Genomic DNA, 17882 nt, shown 5'->3' on the forward strand with positions numbered 1-17882 from the left:
GAAAGCGGCCAAGGAAAGGCGACGCGATGCTGAAAACCCGCATCATCCCCTGTCTGGACGTGGCCGATGGCCGGGTCGTGAAGGGCGTGAACTTTGTCGATCTGGTCGATGCCGGTGACCCGGTCGAGGCCGCGCGTGCCTATGACGCGGCGGGCGCGGATGAGATCTGTTTTCTGGACATTCACGCCACCCATGAAAATCGCGGCACCATGTTCGATCTGGTCACCCGCACGGCCGAGCAATGTTTCGTGCCGCTGACGGTGGGCGGGGGCGTGCGCAGCCATGTGGATGTGCGCAACCTGCTGCTGGCCGGCGCGGACAAGGTCAGCTTCAATTCCGCCGCCGTGGCCGATCCCGATGTGGTGGCCCATGCCGCCGACCGCTTTGGCAGCCAATGCATCGTGGTGGCGATCGACGCCAAGTCGGTCGGTCCCGACGAATGGCAGATATTCACCCATGGCGGGCGCAAGGCCACGGGCATCGATGCCGTCGAATTCGCCCGCACGGTCGAGGCCAAAGGCGCCGGAGAGATCCTGCTGACCTCGATGGATCGCGACGGTACGCGGTCGGGCTTCAATCTGCCGCTGACGCGCGCGATTGCCGATGCGGTCAATATCCCGGTCATCGCCTCGGGCGGGGTCGGCACGCTGGATCACCTGGTCGAGGGGGTGACCGAAGGCCATGCCTCGGCCGTTCTGGCGGCCTCGATCTTCCATTTCGGCACCTTCACCATTGCCGAGGCCAAGGCGCATATGGCGCAGGCCGGCATCCCCATGAGGTTGACATGAGCGATATGCTGCACCGATTGGCCGCCACCATCCAATCCCGCAAGGGGGCCGATCCCGAAACAAGCTGGACCGCCAAGCTGCTGTCCAAAGGCCCCGAAAAATGCGCCGAAAAATTCGGCGAGGAATCGGTCGAGGCCATCATCGAGGCCGTCAAGGGCGACCGCGCCCGCCTGACCTCGGAGGCGGCGGATGTGATGTTTCATCTGCTGGTCATGCTGGCGGCGCGCGATGTGACGCTGGCCGATGTCGAGGCAGAACTGGCGCGCCGGGACGGTCAGTCCGGTCTGGCCGAAAAGGCCAACAGACCCGCATGACGGGCAGAAAGGCCCGCTCGCGCGTCCATTTGCGCGAATCCCTTCCCCTTGGGCAGCATCCAAGGCTATAAGCAGGCAAACGCTGCTGTCAGAAACAAGGCGGCGGTAACAGAGCATGGCAGAGGACGGCATGAGCAACGACCCCAAGAACGACAAACACCATGACGGCGATGTGGCCTTTATTCAGTCGCTGGCAGAGCTGCTGAATGCCAGCAATCTTGCCGAACTTTCGGTCAAGCGCGAATATGGCGAACATAACCGGCTGACGGTCAGCCTGTCGAAAGAGGGAAAGCAAGTCACCTATGCCGCGGCACCCGCTGCCGCAGCCCCGGCACCTGCTGCCGCCGCCGCTCCCGCCCCGGCCCCGGCTGCCGCCCCCGCCGCCGCGTCGGACGATCCGGCCAGCCTGCCCGGCGCCGTGACCTCGCCCATGGTCGGCACCGCCTATCTGTCGGCCGAGCCGGGCGCCGCGCCCTTCGTCCAGATCGGTCAGGCCGTCTCTGAAGGCGACACGCTGATGATTGTCGAGGCGATGAAGACCATGAACCACATCCCTGCCCCGCGCGCAGGCACCGTGAAGCGCATCCTGATCGATGACGGCGCGCCGGTCGAATTCGGATCGCCCCTGATGATCGTCGAGTGAGGCGGTCATGTTTGATAAAATCCTGATCGCCAACCGGGGCGAGATCGCGCTGCGCGTGATCCGTGCCTGCCGTGAAATGGGCATCCAGACGGTCGCGGTGCATTCCGTCGCTGATGCCGATGCCATGCATGTGCGCATGGCCGATGAATCCGTCTGCATCGGGCCGAACCCGTCTTCCGACAGCTATCTGAACCCCGCCGCCGTGATCGCCGCCTGTGAAATCACCGGTGCGCAGGCCGTGCATCCGGGCTATGGCTTCCTGTCCGAAAACGCCAATTTCGTGCAGATGCTGGAGGATCACGACATCACCTTCATCGGCCCGCGCGCCGAGCATATCCGCATCATGGGCGACAAGATCACCGCCAAGGACACGATGAAGGCGCTTGGCGTGCCCTGCGTGCCGGGCAGCGAAGGCGGCGTCGATGATGTCGAAGAGGCCAAGCGCGTCGCGGCCGAGATCGGCTATCCGGTCATCATCAAGGCCACCGCTGGCGGTGGCGGGCGCGGCATGAAGGTGGCGCAGAATGAAAAAGGTCTGGAGGTCGCCTTCCGCACCGCGCGCTCCGAGGCCAAGGCCGCCTTTGGCAATCCCGATGTCTATATCGAGAAATATCTGCAAAAGCCGCGCCATATCGAAATTCAGGTCTTTGGCGATGGCAAGGGCCGCGCCGTCCATCTGGGCGAGCGTGACTGTTCGCTGCAGCGCCGCCATCAGAAGGTTCTGGAAGAGGCGCCCGGCCCCGCGATCTCACCAGAGGAGCGCGCCCGGATCGGGGCGATCTGCGCCGATGCCGTGGCCAAGATCCAATATGCCGGCGCCGGGACGATCGAATTCCTCTATGAGGATGGCGAGTTCTATTTCATCGAAATGAACACCCGCCTTCAGGTCGAGCATCCGGTGACCGAGGCCATTTTCGGCGTCGATCTGGTGCGGCAGCAGATCCTGGTCGCATCGGGTCAGGAAATGGAGTTCCAGCAGGAAGACCTGTCAATCCGTGGCCATGCCATCGAGGTGCGGATCAATGCCGAAAAGCTGCCCGGCTTCACCCCCTGCCCGGGCCGGATCAATCAGTATCACGCGCCCGGCGGTCTGGGCGTGCGGATGGATTCCGCGCTTTATGACGGCTATTCGATCCCGCCCTATTACGACAGTCTGATCGGCAAGCTGATCGTGCATGGCCGCGACCGGGACGAGGCGCTGGCCCGTCTGAACCGCGCCTTGGGAGAGCTGATCATCGACGGCGTGGACACCACGATTCCGCTGTTCCGCGCATTGCTGCAAGAGCCTGACATCCAGCAGGGCAACTACTCGATCCATTGGCTGGAACGCTGGCTGGAACAGCACGCAAACTGAGGTGCGCGGGCTGACCCCCGGTCAGCTGCTGACCGCCTATGCGCATGGCGTTTTCCCGATGGCGGAAAGCGCCGACAGCCCTGAATTGCACTGGTTCGACCCGCATCGGCGCGGCGTTTTTCCCGTGGGCGCGGTGCGGGCCTCGCGCTCATTGCGGCGCGATCTGCGGCGGGGCGGATGGTCCGCCTATCTGAACCGCGATTTTGACGCCGTGGTGGCCGCCTGCGCGGATCGCGACGTGACCTGGATCAACGCGCCGCTGTCGGCGCTGTATCACACGCTGCACAAGGCGGGCCATGCCCATGCGATCGAGGTGCATCGCGACGGCCAGTTCGCAGGCGGCATCTTTGGCGTCACGCTGGGCGGTGCATTCTTCGGGGAATCCATGGTCTCGGCGCAGACCAACGGATCCAAGATGGCGCTGCTCTGGACGTCAAGCCATCTGGCGCGCAGAGGTTTCGTGCTGTTCGACACGCAATTTCTGACGCCGCATCTTCGCAGCATGGGCGGGGTCGAGATTACCCGCCAAGCCTATCACCAGCAGCTGAGAAAGGCTGTCCGTTTGAGGGCCGATTTCGGCGTGGGGACGTTGCCAGGCGCCGATCAGCTTTGGCAGGAAATCACCCAGACATCGTAACGGGCATCGTCCAGCGCCGATAATGCGGGCGATGAGGCGATCATCCAGCCCGCGAAAACGGTCGTGTTCTGCGTGACATCACGGATCGTCAGCTGCGCATAGGCATCCGAACTGGGGTTGCCCGCCGGATAGCGGCATTCGCCCAGGCTGACCTCAAGCCGGCCATAGGTCTTGGTCTCGCCCACGGCCATGTTGATATCGATCGTGCGGCCCGAGACCTTATCCAGCCCGCGCAGCATCGCGCCATTGGCCCGCGCCACCTGCTGCGCCGTGACGGGCAAAGCAAGCCCGATCAGCAGCATGATCGCCAGAAGACGCGTCATCGCGACAGCTGAAAAACCGAAAAGACCGGATCGGCGCGCCATCATTTATTCCGGCTGCCAGGCGTCGTAATCGCGGCGTTCTGCCGGTTCGGCCCGATGCAACGAACCCGGCGGGTGATAGGCCGCCGCCGTCCCCGTCAGGTTCGGCAAATGCGGCTTTTCCCAGGGGCGGTGCTGCAGGGGTGCCTTGGTCGGCGGCTCGGCCCAGGTATGGTGCAGCCAGCCATGCCATTCCGGCGTGATGCGGCTGGCCTCGGATTCGCCGTTATAGATCACCCACCGGCGCTTGCCGTCCTTGGTCTGGTAAAAGATGTTGCCCTGCTCATCCTCGCCGACCTTCTGGCCATGCCGCCAAGTCCAGAACTGGGTGTTCCAGGTCTCGCTGTTCCACCAGGTGAAAAAGCGCAGGACAAGGGATTTGACGGACATGGGTAAGACCTCCTGAGGACGTGCTGTCCTTGGATATGCCGCAATCTGCGCCCAAGGTCCAGACTGACGGCGATCGCGGGCGATGAATTTGGCGCATCCTGTCGGCATAGAAAAAGCCGCCAGTCGCGAAACCGGCGGCCGGATGTCCTGCAGCGCGGCTTAGCCGACCGAGGCGCTTTCCTTTTTCTGATCCGAATAGATCAGCAGAGGCTTCACGGCGGCATTATCCACCGCCTCATCATTCACGACGACCTCCTTGACACTTTCCATGCCGGGCAGATCGAACATGGTATCCAGCAGGATATCCTCCATGATCGAGCGCAGCCCGCGCGCGCCGGTCTTGCGCTGGATGGCCCGCTTGGCGATGGCGTTCAGGGCATCGTCGGTAAAGGTCAGTTCGACCCCTTCCAGATCGAACAGGCGCTGATATTGCTTGACCAGCGCGTTCTTGGGCTTGGTCAGAATGATGATCAGCGCTTCCTCATCCAGATCCGTCAGCGTCGCGATCACCGGCAGACGGCCGACGAATTCCGGGATCAGGCCGAATTTCAGCAGATCTTCGGGCTCAAGCTCCTTGAAGGTTTCGCCCACGCCGCGATCATCGTTTTCCTTGACGCTGGCGCCAAAGCCCATCGCGGTGCCCTTGTTGCGCTGAGAGATGATCCGGTCCAGACCGGCGAAGGCGCCGCCGCAGATAAAGAGGATATTCGTGGTATCCACCTGCAGGAATTCCTGCTGCGGATGCTTGCGCCCGCCCTGCGGGGGGACGCTGGCCACGGTGCCTTCCATGATCTTCAGCAATGCCTGCTGCACGCCTTCGCCCGAGACATCGCGCGTGATCGACGGGTTGTCGGACTTGCGGGTGATCTTGTCGACCTCGTCGATATAGACGATGCCGCGCTGCGCACGCTCGACATTATATTCCGACGCCTGCAGCAGCTTCAGAATGATATTCTCGACATCCTCACCGACATAGCCGGCCTCGGTCAGGGTCGTCGCGTCGGCCATGGTGAAGGGCACATCCAGAATCCGCGCCAGCGTCTGCGCCAGCAGGGTCTTGCCGCAGCCGGTCGGGCCGATCAGCAGGATGTTCGATTTCGCCAGTTCGATATCCGATTTCGCGCCGTGGTTCAGGCGCTTGTAATGGTTATGGACCGCGACCGAGAGCACGCGCTTGGCATGTTCCTGTCCGATCACATAATCATCCAGAACGCCGCAGATTTCCTTGGGCGTCGGAACACCCTCGCCCGACTTGAGGCCGGTCGATTTGGTTTCCTCGCGGATGATGTCCATGCACAGTTCGACACATTCATCGCAGATGAAGACGGTCGGGCCTGCAATCAGTTTGCGCACCTCATGCTGGCTCTTGCCGCAAAAGCTGCAATAGAGCGTGTTCTTGCTGTCGCCGCCGGACTGGTTCGCCATACGTCCAATTCCTTCGTTGCTGTCCGCCTTATGTAAGGTCGGACAGGCGGTCTGGCCAGACCAGCACCGCTTTGTCCATGTGCCGCAATGATATCGTCACGGCGACCGTTTTCTCTATTTTAAGGATGACGGCCCTCCGTCACAATCCCTAATGAACCTATTTGTTCTCGGGCTCTGCCTTGCCACGAGGCGCCAGCACCTCATCGATCAGACCCCAATCCTTAGCCTCTTCGGGCGACATATAGCTGTCGCGGTCCAGTGCGGCCTCTACCTCTTCCAGGGTGCGACCGGTATGGTGCACATAGATCTCGTTCAGCCGACGCTTGAGGCTTTCCGTCTCACGCGCCTGAATCAGCAGATCGCTGGCCGTCCCGCGGAACCCGCCCGAGGGCTGATGCACCATGATCCGGCTGTTGGGCAGCGAATAGCGGAGCCCCTTTTCGCCCGCCGCCAACAGCAGCGACCCCATGGACGAGGCCTGCCCCACCACCAGCGTCGAGACGCGCGGCCGAATATATTGCATCGTGTCATAGATCGACAGGCCAGAGGTCACGATACCGCCGGGGCTGTTGATATACATGCTGATATCCTTGGACGGGTTCTCCGCCTCAAGAAACAGCAATTGCGCCGAGATCAGCGTCGACATGCCGTCATGGACCGGCCCCGACACGAAGATGATCCGTTCCTTCAGCAGCCGCGAAAAGATATCATAGGCCCGTTCCCCGCGAGAGGTCTGCTCAACCACCATGGGAACGAGGGTGTTCATGTAAATTTCTGCCGGATCGCTCATCTTCAGTCCTTGCCTGTTAGCCCTGTCCCCGCGATTCGACCGGGAGCTTGTCCCGTTTGATATCCGCGAAAGGTTGACAGAGTCTTAGTAACCGGCAAGGTCCACCGCAAGGGATGGCGCGAAAATCACCTGTCGCAGAACGGAAATTCGGAAAGGGGTGCAGATGAAACTGATTGTCGGGCTGGGAAATCCGGGCAGCAAATACGCGGATAACCGCCACAATATCGGCTTCATGGCGCTGGACCGCATCGCCGCCGATCATGGGTTCGGGCCGTGGAAAACGCGCTTTCAGGGCCTTGTCGCCGAGGGTCGGCTGGGCGATCTGCGTGTCACGCTTCTCAAGCCCGGGACGTTCATGAACCTGTCGGGGCAATCGGTCGGCGAGGCGATGCGCTATCTGAAGCTGACCCCTGCCGATGTGATCGTGCTGCATGACGAGCTTGATCTTGCGCCCGGAAAATGCCGCGTGAAGACCGGCGGCGGGCATGCCGGGCATAACGGCCTGCGCTCGATTCACCAGCATATCGGCGCGGATTACGAACGTGTTCGCCTGGGCATCGGGCATCCCGGTCACAAGGATCGCGTGGCGGGATATGTGCTGTCGGATTTCGCCAAGGCGGATCAGGAATGGCTGGACGATCTGCTGCGCGGCATTTCGGATGGCGCGCCCCATCTGGCCGCGGGCGATGGCGGGCGGTTTCAGAATGCGGTGGCCGCGCGGACGGCGCCGCCGCGGAACGGAAGCCCCCAGCCATCGGCCAAGCGCCTGCCGCCGGAACCCCGGCAGGCACCGCCAGCCGAACCCGCTTCCGAAGGGCCGCAAAGCCTTGCCGATAAGCTGAAAGGCCTTGCTGACAGGTTCAGATAGTCTGGCCAGTTTCAGATATCTTGTGAGGTCTTTTATTTAAGGTTTTGATAAAAATCTTATTATTTAGACGCCGTGGGGTGCGGATAGCTTTCGCATCAGCCCGTCAGAACATGTCCGGGCGGTGGTCGTTGGCGATCGCAGGCGACCTGATGGCAGACAGGAGACTTGGCCAATCACGAATGCCGCTGTAGCCTTGGGGAAGATGCAGGAGAGTGGAATGGATCCATCGCTGAACGTTCTGGGGACCGAGTTGCAGGCCTGCTCGACCGATCCGATGACCGGGTTCTACCGCAATGGCTGTTGCGACACGAGCAGCGAAGACAGGGGCAGCCATACCGTCTGCGTGATCGTCACGGCAGAGTTTCTGGCCATGTCGAAATATCTGGGCAATGATCTGTCGACGCCCCGCCCCGAATTTCGCTTTGAGGGGCTGAAGCCGGGGGACCGCTGGTGTCTCTGCGCCGCGCGCTTTCTGCAGGCCGCGCATGAATTCGCCGCGCCGCGCGTCGTGCTGGAATCGACCCATGCGCGTGCGCTGGATATCGTGCCGATGGAACTTCTGCGCGCCCATGCGCTGGACGCGCCAGAGACGTAAGGCCCCGCGCTGGCGACAGGCGGGGCCGCATGGGTCGGTCAGGTCCGGATATCGACGCCCAGATGCTTGGCCACGGTAAAGATGTCCTTGTCGCCCCGACCGCACATATTCATCACGATCAGATGGTCTTTCGGCAGATCCGGGGCGATCTTGATGACATGGGCCAGCGCGTGGCTGGGCTCCAGCGCGGGAATGATGCCTTCCGTCTCGCAGCACAGCTGGAAGGCGGCCAGCGCCTCTTTATCCGTGATGCTGACATATTCGGCGCGGCCGATATCGTTCAGCCAGGCATGTTCCGGCCCGATGCCGGGATAGTCCAGGCCGGCGCTGATCGAATGGCCTTCCAGGATCTGGCCGTCATCATCCTGCAGCAGATAGGTGCGGTTGCCGTGCAGCACGCCCGGACGCCCGCCCGAGAGGCTGGCGCAATGTTCCATCCTGTCGTCAACGCCGTGACCGCCGGCCTCTACCCCGATGATGCGGACGCTCTTGTCGTCGAGGAAGGGATAGAACAGGCCCATCGCATTCGATCCACCGCCAATGGCCGCGATGATCGTATCGGGCAGACGCCCTTCGCGCGGCAGGATCTGTTCCTTGACCTCTTTGCCGATGATCGACTGGAAATCGCGGACCATGGCCGGATAGGGATGCGGGCCCGCCACGGTGCCGATGCAATAGAAGGTGTCGCGGACATTGGTGACCCAGTCCCGAAGCGCATCGTTCATCGCATCCTTCAACGTGCCGCGACCGCTGGTGACGGGCACGACCTCGGCCCCCAACAGACGCATGCGGAAGACGTTCGGCGCCTGACGTTCGACATCGGTGGCGCCCATATAAACGACGCATTTCAGGCCGAAACGGGCGCAGACGGTGGCCGTGGCCACGCCATGCTGCCCGGCCCCGGTCTCGGCGATGATCCGGGTCTTGCCCATGCGCATGGCCAGCAGGATCTGACCCAGCACATTGTTGATCTTATGCGCGCCGGTATGGTTCAGCTCATCGCGCTTCATATAGATCTTGGCCCCGCCCAGCCGTTCGGTCAGCCGCTCGGCGAAGTAAAGCGGGCTGGGCCTGCCGACATAATGGGTCCACAGATCGTCCATCTGCGCCCAGAATTCGGGATCGTCTTTCGCGCGCTCATATTCGGCTTCCAGATCCAGGATCAGCGGCATCAGCGTTTCGCTGACAAAGCGACCGCCATAGATGCCGAAACGGCCCTGCTCATCCGGTCCGGTCATGAAGCTGTTTACCAGATCGTCGGCCATGGAACTTGCCCTTTGCAGAATAAGAGATGTGGGTCACGGACCCTAGAGCGTCTTCTTATAACCGATATGGCTTGGGGTGAAGCCCAGCCGGTCATAGAAGCGATGTGCGTCTTTGCGTTCCTTGCCGGTGGTGAATTGCAGCAGGCTGCATCCGGCGTCCCGCGCGCGGGTTTCGGCATCGGCGATCAGCGCGGCGCCCAGGTTTTGCCCGCGCAGATCGGTGGCGACGCGCACGCCCTCGATCTGGGCGCGGCGCGCGGCGCGGCGCGACAAGCCGCTGATATAGGTGATCTGATAGCAGCCGACCACACGGCCCGCCGCTTCTGCGACGACCAGATGGCTGTTGCCCTCGGCCTGCATCTGGTCGAAGGCGTGCAGATAGGTCTGCAAGTCGTCGCCCTCGCGGTTCCGGCCCAGCATGTCATCGGCCAGAAGCGCGATGACCGCGGCGACATCATCGCGCCGACCGTCGCGGATCAGAACGCTGTCGCTCATGCCGTTACCCCGCGGCCTTGATGAAACTGCGGATCAGTGCCGGATCCTTGACCCCGGGCTGGCTTTCCACGCCGGACGAGACATCGACCGCCCGCGCGCCGGTCAGCCGGATCGCCTCGGCCACATTATACGGGGTCAGCCCGCCGGCCAGCAGCCAGGGGCGCAGCCATTTGCGCCCCACCAGCAACCGCCAGTCAAAGGCGATGCCATTGCCCCCGGGCAGATCCGCATCCTTGGGGGCCTTGGCATCGACCAGCAGCATATCGGCAACCAGCCCGTAATCGATCAGCGCACCCAGATCCTGCGGGCCAGAGACGCCGATGGCCTTCATCACCGGCAGGCCTGTCAGATCCTTGACCTGCGCGACACGCTCGGGGCTTTCCTGACCGTGAAGCTGGATGATGTCCAGCGGTGCATGGGCCAATGTGCCGGTCAGCTGCGCATCGTCGGGATTGACGAACAGCCCGACACGCGCGGTTCCGGCCGGGATATCCTGCACCAGCGCGCCCGCCTGTTCGGGCGTCACTGCGCGCGGCGATTTCGGAAAGAACACAAAGCCCAGATATTGCGCGCCCGCCCTGATCGCGGCATCGACATTATCGGCATCGCGAAGCCCGCAGATCTTGACCTGGGCCATGTCTCAGCGGGTCGAGGGCAGGGTCGTGCCCGGTGCCGGTTCAGGCGATGCAATGGCGCGGGGCGCGGGTGTGCGCGGGCCTTTCTTGGGATTGTCGACAATGGCCAGAACCTCATCGCGCGGGGCGGAATGTTCCTGACGCAGATTGCCGACCTCGTTTTGCAGCCGCGCGGCCTTTTCGGCCTGTTCCCGGGCATTGCGGCGGATATGCGCCTCGCGCAGCCATTCGCCGACAAGGCCAAAGACCATGCCCAGACCGAAAGACACGAAGATCACCAGGAACAGCGGAACCGCGATGTTCCAGTCCCCATCCAGATATTGCCCGAAATTCGCCGGAAAGGCCGAGATCGTGACCATCTGACGGTTGGCCAAAGCCAGCCCGACCAGGATCAGGGCGACCAGAGTGATGAAAATCAGACGAATAAGGCGCATCGGCATTCCCCAGCAATTCCAAGATGGCGGTCACGGCTGAACCGCCATATCCCTGATCTTTTAGGCCAGTCAGGCTTCGCCGTTCAACCGATCACGAAGCAATTTTCCGGTTTTGAAGAAGGGGACGTGTTTTTCCTCGACCTCGACGGATTCGCCGGTGCGCGGGTTGCGCCCCGTGCGCGAGTCGCGCTTCTTGACCGAAAAGGCGCCGAAACCGCGCAATTCGACCCGGTCGCCCCGCGCCATGGCGTCGATCACCTCTTCGAATACGGTATTCACGATGCGCTCTACATCGCGGCGGAACAGATGCGGATTTTCATCCGAGATTTTCTGGATCAATTCAGAGCGGATCATGGCATCTCCAAAACTTCCAAAAGAGGTCAACGCAGACAAAGCCTCGGCACTGTCCATTCCCTGAGCCAACGCCAAGACACTTTATTAGTTGCACAGCGTTGCAGTTTTACCGTGACCGCGCAAGGTCAGAGTTCGGGCCAACTATCGCAATCGGCACAAAAAAAACCACCCGGCACATCCGTCCGGGTGGGTTTCGTTTTCAGTCAGCGGGTGGCGATCAGCCGTTGCGGTTCAGCGCCGCGCCAAGGATATCGCCCAGCGACGCGCCCGAATCCGAGCTGCCATACTGGTCGATCGCCTCTTTCTCTTCGGCGATCTCGCGGGCCTTGATCGACAGACCCAGACGGCGGGTCTTGGTGTCGACATTGGTCACGCGCGCATCGACTTTGTCACCGACCTGGAAGCGCTCGGGGCGCTGGTCCTGACGGTCACGGGCCAGATCGCTGCGGCGGATGAACGACTTGACGCCGTTATATTCCACCTCGACGCCACCATCTTCGATGGCGGTGACTTCGACGGTCACGATCGAGCCACGCTTCACGCCGTCAACGGCTTCGGCCATATGCTCGTTTTCCAGCGCCTTGATCGACAGCGAGATACGCTCTTTCTCGACATCCACATCCTGGACGACGGCCTTGACCATGTCGCCCTTGCGGAAGTCCTGAATGGCGTCTTCGCCACGGGCATCCCAGCTGATATCCGACAGGTGAACCATGCCGTCGATATCGCCTTCCAGGCCGACGAACAGACCGAATTCGGTGATGTTCTTGACTTCGCCCTCGATGACGGTGCCCGACGGGTGGGTTTCTGCAAAGACTTCCCACGGGTTACGCTGCGTCTGCTTGAGGCCCAGCGACACGCGGCGCTTGGCTTCGTCGATCTCCAGCACCATGACTTCGACTTCCTGCGAGGTCGAGACGATCTTGCCGGGATGGACGTTCTTCTTGGTCCAGCTCATTTCCGAGACGTGGACCAGACCTTCGACACCGGCTTCCAGCTCAACGAATGCGCCGTAATCGGTGATGTTGGTCACGCGGCCCTGATGGACCGAACCGATCGGGAACTTGTCGCCGACGGTATCCCACGGATCGGCCTGCAGCTGCTTCATGCCCAGGCTGATGCGGTGGCTGTCCTTGTTGATCTTGATGACCTGAACCTTGACGGTTTCGCCGATCGACAGGATCTCGGACGGGTGGTTGACGCGGCGCCATGCCATGTCGGTGACGTGCAGCAGGCCGTCAACACCGCCCAGATCGACAAAGGCGCCGTATTCGGTGATGTTCTTGACGACACCATCGACGGTCTGGCCTTCGGTCAGGTTGGCGATCACTTCGGCACGCTGTTCGGCGCGGCTTTCTTCCAGGATGGCGCGGCGCGAGACAACGATATTGCCACGGCGACGGTCCATTTTCAGGATCTGGAACGGCTGCTTCAGACCCATCAGCGGGCCTGCGTCGCGCACGGGGCGCACATCGACCTGGCTGCCCGGCAGGAAGGCCACGGCACCGCCCAGATCGACGGTAAAGCCGCCCTTGACGCGACCAAAGATGGCGCCTTCGACGCGCTCTTCATCGGCATAGGCTTTTTCCAGACGATCCCAGGCTTCCTCGCGGCGGGCCTTTTCACGGCTGATCGAGGCTTCGCCACGGGCGTTCTCGACGCGGTCCAGATAGACCTCGACTTCGTCGCCGACAGCCAGCTGAGCTTCTTCACCGGGATTTGCGAATTCTTTCAGATCGACGCGGCCTTCCATCTTGTAGCCGACATCGATGATGGCCTGGCCTGCCTCGATGGCGATGACCTTGCCTTTGACAACCGAACCCTCGTCCGGGGTGTCCATATCGAAGCTTTCGTTCAGGAGGGCTTCGAATTCCTCCATGGTTGCTTTAGCGCACATACAGTAACGGTTTCCTTTACAACGGTTTTATCTGGCCTGACGGTTGGCTCCGCCGGTCTTATTATGGCCTTTTCTGGAACGACAAAGGGTCGCGGCTATTCGCCCGACCCGGATCTGCAGCGGCCTGTTATGACCATTTCGCCCAAAAGACTGCCGCCCATATACGCCCCGATAGCGGGAAACTCAACGGCAAAACCGCCAATATGCGCGGGTCTTCGCCACTAAACCGCACGGAAATGGGGCTTGTTCTGCGGATCGCCTTTGTGGTTATGTTCCGCTGGATATATCGCACCTCTCCGCAAGAAGGATGACCCGATGCGCCTGCCCCCTGCCCTTGTGATCGCGGCCCTTGCCCTGACCGCCCTGCCCGCCCGGGCCGAAGATGGGGCCGTCACCGTCTTTGCCGCCGCCTCGCTGAAAACCGCGCTGGATCAGATCGCGGCAGAGTTCGGCGCAAAGACCGGTGGTCAGGTGACGATTTCCTATGCGGGCTCAAACCAGCTGGCGCGTCAGATCATCCAGGGCGCGCCCGCCGATATCTACCTGTCCGCGAATGCGCGATGGATGGATGAGGTCGAAAACGCCGGGCTGGTCGCGGATGGCACGCGCCAGGATCTGCTGGGCAACCGGCTGGTCCTGATCGCGCATGGCAAGGCCAATGTACTGAACGACGATCAGATGCGCGATCTGGATCTGCCCGCGATGCTGGGCGATGAAAAGCTGGCCATGGCGCTGGTCGATGCCGTGCCCGCCGGTCAATATGGCAAGGCGGCGCTGGAAAGCCTTGGCCTCTGGGACGATGTCGCCCCCCATGTCGCGCAGGCCGATAATGTGCGCGCGGCGCTGGCGCTGGTCGCCACGGGCGAGGCGCCCCTTGGCATCGTCTATGCCACGGATGCCGCTGCCGAGGATGATGTCAGCGTCATCGGCGAATTCCCCGCCGACAGCCATCCGCCCATCACCTATCCGGTCGCGCTGACCCGCATGGCGCAGGATCCGGCGGATCGCGCATTCTATGATCTGTTGTCATCGCCGCAGGCCGCGACGATCTTCGAGGCGGCGGGATTTACCGTGCTGACGCCACCCCGTGACTGACTGGCTGACGACACAGGAATGGCAGGCGGTGGCGCTGTCGCTGAAGGTCTCGGTCGTGGCGGTGCTGGCCAGCCTGCCGCTGGGCGTGGTCGTGGCCTATGCGCTGGCGCGGGGGCGTTTCTGGGGGCATGGCATCCTGAACGGGCTGGTGCATCTGCCGCTGGTGCTGCCGCCGGTGGTGACGGGCTATCTGCTGCTGCTGACCTTTGGACGGCGGGGCAGCATCGGGCAATTTCTGGACCAGTGGTTCGGCATCGTCTTTGCCTTTCGCTGGACGGGTGCGGCGCTGGCAGCGGCGGTGATGGCCTTCCCGCTGCTGGTGCGCGCCATCCGGCTGGCGATCGAGGCCGTGGACCCAAGGCTGGAAGCCGCCGCATCGACGCTGGGCGCGCCACGGATCTGGGTCTTTCTGACGGTCACGCTGCCGCTGATCCTGCCGGGCATCCTTGCGGGGATGGTGCTGGCCTTCGCCAAGGCGATGGGCGAATTCGGCGCCACCATCACCTTCGTGTCGAACATTCCGGGCCAGACGCAGACCCTGCCCTCGGCCATCTACAGCTTTCTGCAGGTTCCCGGTGGTGAAAGCGCGGCGGCGCGGCTGGTGCTGATCGCCATTGCCATCGCCATCACCGCGCTGATCCTGTCGGAATGGGTGTCCCGCGCCGTCGCGCGCCGGATCCGGGCAAGCTGATGCTGTCGGTCGATCTGCAGCATCATATGCCGGGCTTCGATCTGGACCTGACCTTCACCGCCCCGGCCGGTGTGACCGCGCTTTTCGGGCCTTCGGGGTCGGGCAAGACCACGATCATCAATGCAATCGCCGGTCTGACATCGCCTCAATCGGGTCGGATCGAGGCCGATGGGCAGGTCTTTTTCGACAGCGCGCGCGGTGTGAACCTGCCGCCGCATCGGCGTCAATTGGGCTATCTGTTTCAGGATGCGCGGCTGTTTCCGCATCTGACCGTGCGGCAAAATCTGCTTTACGGCAGCTGGTTCGCCCGCAAACGCCCGGCCCGCGCCGAATTTGGCCAGATCGTCGAGATGTTGGGCATCGGCCATTTGCTGACCCGCCGCCCCGCAGGCCTGTCGGGCGGCGAACGCCAGCGCGTCGCCTTCGGACGCGCGATCCTGTCGCGTCCGCGCATGCTGCTGATGGATGAGCCCTTGGCCGCGCTGGATGAGGCCCGCAAGGCCGAAATCCTGCCCTATCTGGAACGGCTGCGCGACGAAACCGGCCTGCCCATTCTCTACGTGACCCATTCGGTCAGCGAACTGGCGCGCATGGCGACCACCGTCGTCATGCTGGACCAGGGCCGCATCGCGGCATCGGGGCCTGCGGATCAGATATTTGCCGATCCTGCCACCGCCCCCCTGCTTGGGATCCGTGAGGCGGGATCGATCCTGAATGCGCGGGTTGTCAGCACCGACGGCGACGGGCTGTCGCGGTTGCAGTCGGGCGCGGGGCCGCTGTGGCTGTCGCAGCCGGGGCTGGTTCCGGGGCGCGATCTGCGGGTGCGGATCATGGCGCGCGATGTGATGTTGTCGCTGCAGGCGCCAGAGGGGATCTCGGCCCTGAACATCATTCCGGCCAGGGTGGAGTCGCTGACGCAGACGGGACGGGACATTCTGGTGCGGCTGGAGGCAGGGCCCGAAACCATCCTGTCGCAGATCACCCGCAGATCCGCGCAGCTTCTGGATCTGCGTCCGGGCATGCCGGTTCATGCGGTGCTGAAAACGCTGTCCGTCGCGCCGGGCAGCGTCGCTCAGTCGCTGTCAAGCGCGGCCCAGACGCCCGAAGCACGCGAATAGCGCTGGCGGACCGGCGGCAGAAAGCCCGGCTGGTCCATCGGCGCGATGTGACGCTCGACCGTCAGATGGGGGCCGTCGATCTGCAGCATTGCGACCTCATTCTGCAGATCCCCGGTCCGCGCGCACAGTGCCGTGCCGGTCTGGATCTGCAAGACGCCGGGATGCGCGGTCAGGGCCATCAGCTGATCGGTGTCCCACCGATGCAGATGCCCGCTCAGCACGATCTGCACGCCAGCCTCTGCCAGCGTCGCAAGGCCGCGCCGCGCATGCCGGGCCAATTCCTTATCCACCACCGGCAGCTGTTCCAGCGGGTGATGAACGGCAACGATATTCATTGACAGCGGATCGATCCCGGCTGTGACGGCGGCAAGATCCCGGTCCCGCAACAGGCCGCGCTGGATCGCGAAGCGATCGACGCTGTTCAGGCCAAAGACCCTTATCCGATCCGATTGCCGGACCGGCGTCAGATCCCGGCTGATGGCGCGCCGATATCCGCGATAGGGCCACAGAAGCCGCGCCGGAAGGTTGAACAGCGGAATGTCGTGATTGCCCGGAATGGCCATGACGGGCGCGACGATCCGGGCCAGAAAATCCGCCGCGGGCCGATATTGCCCCGCCCGCCCGCGATGCGTCAGATCGCCGCTGACCACCACCAGATCGGCGGATGAGCGGTTGATCAGATCCAGCAGCGGCTCGACCAGATCGTGCCGCTCGAACCCGAAATGCAGGTCGGACAGGTGCAGGATCCGGGTCACGGGCCTAGTCACCGTCACCGCGCGCAGCGCCAGAAGGAACAAGGACCGTCAGCGCATCGGGCCAGACCTTCAGGTGAAACGGGCTGGCCAGCCGGGTCTTTTCGCCGTCATGGGCGACAAGCTGCTGCGATTTCCGGGTTTCGATGCTGAGTTCATCGGTGACGATCAGATCGAAATCGCTGTCCTGCGCGCTGAGCCCGATGGCCAGCCGAAAGGCCGAGCGCAGCAGCGGAACCGGCTTGCGCGCCCGCGCGATCAGCACCGCGAAATGCCCGGCGCGGACCTGATCTGCCCCCTCCAGACCGAAGCTTTCCAGTTGAAAGGCGTTCCGCGCCACGAAGGCCAGCGCGGTCGAGAATGTCTGGCTTTGCCCATCGACCCGCGCGGTCAGCCGCATCGGATGGCGCAGGCGGCGCAGGGCAATCAGCACCGACCAATAGGCCGCAAGCCGTGACCGGCCCCAGCGGCGATAGACGCTTTCCCGCGTCTTCAGGATATGGGGATAAATTCCCAGACTGACATTATTCAGGAAGACCAGATTTTCGATCTTGGCCACATCCGCCCGCCGCGGGACACCGCTGCGCAGCGTCTCGATGGCCTCTTCCATGGTTTCCCCGACACCAAGATCGCGGGCGAAATAGTTGAAGGTGCCGCCGGGCAGGACACCCATGATCGCGTCACTGCCCGCCAGCACGCCGGCAACGGCGGATTGCGTGCCATCCCCGCCCGCCGCAACGATGATGTCGAAGCCGTCATCCACCGCCTGTCGCGCCAGTTCCGGCAGGCTGCTGCCATCATCGGTCTGCCACAGGGTGAATTCCCTGACGAAAGGCTTCAGCCCATCGGTGATCTGGCCGATGATCCGGTCATCCTCTTTCCCAGAGCCGCGATTGCGGATCACGCAGAGCCGCGCCTGCGAAAGATCTGGGGGTTCAAGAGGTTTCTGCATGATGACCGGTTCCGTCTCTGGCTGGCAG

General features: G+C 62.8%; 22 protein-coding genes. 10 read left to right on the forward strand and 12 right to left on the reverse strand.

Features of this window, described 5'->3' with window-relative positions:
- The first annotated feature begins 26 nt into the window (after positions 1–26).
- The 5 genes from hisF (at position 27) to aat (ending at position 3736) form a co-directional block, all read left to right on the forward strand.
- Complete coding sequence (hisF, locus tag JHX87_RS03725; protein ID WP_271882454.1) at positions 27–788, forward strand: imidazole glycerol phosphate synthase subunit HisF; 762 nt, start codon at positions 27–29, stop codon at positions 786–788.
- Positions 785–1102 carry a phosphoribosyl-ATP diphosphatase gene (locus JHX87_RS03730; protein ID WP_271882456.1) on the forward strand — a complete coding sequence of 106 codons (318 nt, stop codon included), beginning with the start codon at positions 785–787 and terminating at the stop codon, positions 1100–1102. The genes hisF and JHX87_RS03730 overlap by 4 nt, the downstream gene beginning before the upstream one ends.
- A 130-nt stretch (positions 1103–1232) precedes the next feature.
- Positions 1233–1745: an acetyl-CoA carboxylase biotin carboxyl carrier protein gene (accB, locus tag JHX87_RS03735; RefSeq protein ID WP_271882457.1), complete on the forward strand. Its 513-nt coding sequence runs from the start codon at positions 1233–1235 to the stop codon at positions 1743–1745.
- A 7-nt stretch (positions 1746–1752) separates the two neighbouring features.
- Positions 1753–3099, forward strand: coding sequence for an acetyl-CoA carboxylase biotin carboxylase subunit (accC, locus tag JHX87_RS03740; RefSeq protein WP_271882458.1), 1347 nt, complete (start codon positions 1753–1755; stop codon positions 3097–3099).
- Between the two features lies 1 nt (position 3100).
- Positions 3101–3736, forward strand: a complete 636-nt coding sequence (gene aat, locus JHX87_RS03745) for a leucyl/phenylalanyl-tRNA--protein transferase (protein WP_271882460.1) — start codon at positions 3101–3103, stop codon at positions 3734–3736.
- Here aat and JHX87_RS03750 read toward each other — a convergent pair.
- The 4 genes from JHX87_RS03750 to JHX87_RS03765 form a co-directional block, all read right to left on the reverse strand.
- On the reverse strand, positions 3703–4059 hold the full coding sequence (locus tag JHX87_RS03750; protein WP_271882462.1) for a DUF2155 domain-containing protein: 357 nt from the start codon (positions 4057–4059) through the stop codon (positions 3703–3705). The two genes, aat and JHX87_RS03750, sit on opposite strands and share 34 nt — an antisense overlap.
- 45 nt (positions 4060–4104) lie before the next feature.
- Positions 4105–4488 carry an NADH:ubiquinone oxidoreductase subunit NDUFA12 gene (locus JHX87_RS03755; RefSeq protein WP_271882464.1) on the reverse strand — a complete coding sequence of 128 codons (384 nt, stop codon included), beginning with the start codon at positions 4486–4488 and terminating at the stop codon, positions 4105–4107.
- A gap of 159 nt (positions 4489–4647) precedes the next feature.
- Complete coding sequence (gene clpX, locus JHX87_RS03760) at positions 4648–5913, reverse strand: ATP-dependent Clp protease ATP-binding subunit ClpX (RefSeq protein WP_271882465.1); 1266 nt, start codon at positions 5911–5913, stop codon at positions 4648–4650.
- A gap of 157 nt (positions 5914–6070) precedes the next feature.
- A complete protein-coding gene (locus tag JHX87_RS03765) occupies positions 6071–6703 on the reverse strand; it encodes an ATP-dependent Clp protease proteolytic subunit (protein ID WP_271882467.1) in 633 nt (210 codons plus the stop codon).
- Between the two features lie 163 nt (positions 6704–6866).
- Here JHX87_RS03765 and pth point away from each other — a divergent pair, with 163 nt between their 5' ends.
- Positions 6867–7571: an aminoacyl-tRNA hydrolase gene (gene pth, locus JHX87_RS03770; RefSeq protein WP_271882468.1), complete on the forward strand. Its 705-nt coding sequence runs from the start codon at positions 6867–6869 to the stop codon at positions 7569–7571.
- A 217-nt stretch (positions 7572–7788) separates the two neighbouring features.
- A complete protein-coding gene (locus tag JHX87_RS03775) occupies positions 7789–8166 on the forward strand; it encodes a DUF2237 family protein (protein WP_271882470.1) in 378 nt (125 codons plus the stop codon).
- Positions 8167–8204: 38 nt separating this feature from the next.
- On the opposite strand, the gene trpB is transcribed toward JHX87_RS03775, so the two are convergent.
- From trpB to rpsA, 6 genes are all read right to left on the reverse strand, one after another.
- Entirely contained in the window at positions 8205–9431 is a 1227-nt protein-coding gene (trpB, locus tag JHX87_RS03780; RefSeq protein ID WP_271882472.1) for a tryptophan synthase subunit beta, read from the reverse strand.
- A 42-nt stretch (positions 9432–9473) separates the two neighbouring features.
- Positions 9474–9926, reverse strand: a complete 453-nt coding sequence (locus JHX87_RS03785; protein ID WP_271882474.1) for a GNAT family N-acetyltransferase — start codon at positions 9924–9926, stop codon at positions 9474–9476.
- Positions 9927–9930: 4 nt separating this feature from the next.
- Positions 9931–10563 (reverse strand): phosphoribosylanthranilate isomerase, encoded by a 633-nt coding sequence (locus JHX87_RS03790; RefSeq protein ID WP_271882476.1) that lies wholly within the window; start codon positions 10561–10563, stop codon positions 9931–9933.
- A 3-nt stretch (positions 10564–10566) separates the two neighbouring features.
- Positions 10567–10995: a LapA family protein gene (locus JHX87_RS03795; protein ID WP_271882478.1), complete on the reverse strand. Its 429-nt coding sequence runs from the start codon at positions 10993–10995 to the stop codon at positions 10567–10569.
- Between the two features lie 69 nt (positions 10996–11064).
- Positions 11065–11349 carry an integration host factor subunit beta gene (gene ihfB / locus JHX87_RS03800; RefSeq protein ID WP_271882480.1) on the reverse strand — a complete coding sequence of 95 codons (285 nt, stop codon included), beginning with the start codon at positions 11347–11349 and terminating at the stop codon, positions 11065–11067.
- A gap of 217 nt (positions 11350–11566) precedes the next feature.
- Entirely contained in the window at positions 11567–13246 is a 1680-nt protein-coding gene (rpsA, locus tag JHX87_RS03805; RefSeq protein WP_271882482.1) for a 30S ribosomal protein S1, read from the reverse strand.
- A 315-nt stretch (positions 13247–13561) separates the two neighbouring features.
- Here rpsA and modA point away from each other — a divergent pair, with 315 nt between their 5' ends.
- From modA to modC, 3 genes are read left to right on the forward strand one after another with little or no spacing between them, the layout of a single operon-like run.
- Positions 13562–14341, forward strand: coding sequence for a molybdate ABC transporter substrate-binding protein (modA, locus tag JHX87_RS03810; RefSeq protein ID WP_271882484.1), 780 nt, complete (start codon positions 13562–13564; stop codon positions 14339–14341).
- Positions 14334–15032, forward strand: a complete 699-nt coding sequence (gene modB / locus JHX87_RS03815) for a molybdate ABC transporter permease subunit (protein ID WP_271882486.1) — start codon at positions 14334–14336, stop codon at positions 15030–15032. Before modA ends, modB begins: the two co-directional genes overlap by 8 nt.
- Positions 15029–16150, forward strand: coding sequence for a molybdenum ABC transporter ATP-binding protein (gene modC / locus JHX87_RS03820; RefSeq protein ID WP_271883455.1), 1122 nt, complete (start codon positions 15029–15031; stop codon positions 16148–16150). The genes modB and modC overlap by 4 nt, the downstream gene beginning before the upstream one ends.
- On the opposite strand, the gene JHX87_RS03825 is transcribed toward modC, so the two are convergent.
- Positions 16105–16905 (reverse strand): metallophosphoesterase family protein, encoded by an 801-nt coding sequence (locus JHX87_RS03825; protein WP_271882488.1) that lies wholly within the window; start codon positions 16903–16905, stop codon positions 16105–16107. The genes modC and JHX87_RS03825 overlap by 46 nt on opposite strands.
- A gap of 4 nt (positions 16906–16909) precedes the next feature.
- The gene (locus tag JHX87_RS03830; RefSeq protein ID WP_271882490.1) at positions 16910–17854 is read right to left on the reverse strand and encodes a diacylglycerol/lipid kinase family protein; all 945 of its coding nucleotides are present in this window, start codon (positions 17852–17854) and stop codon (positions 16910–16912) included.
- Positions 17855–17882 lie beyond the last annotated feature (28 nt).

The sequence above is a fragment of the Paracoccus fistulariae genome (assembly GCF_028553785.1).
Taxonomy (GTDB): Bacteria; Pseudomonadota; Alphaproteobacteria; order Rhodobacterales; family Rhodobacteraceae; genus Paracoccus; species Paracoccus fistulariae.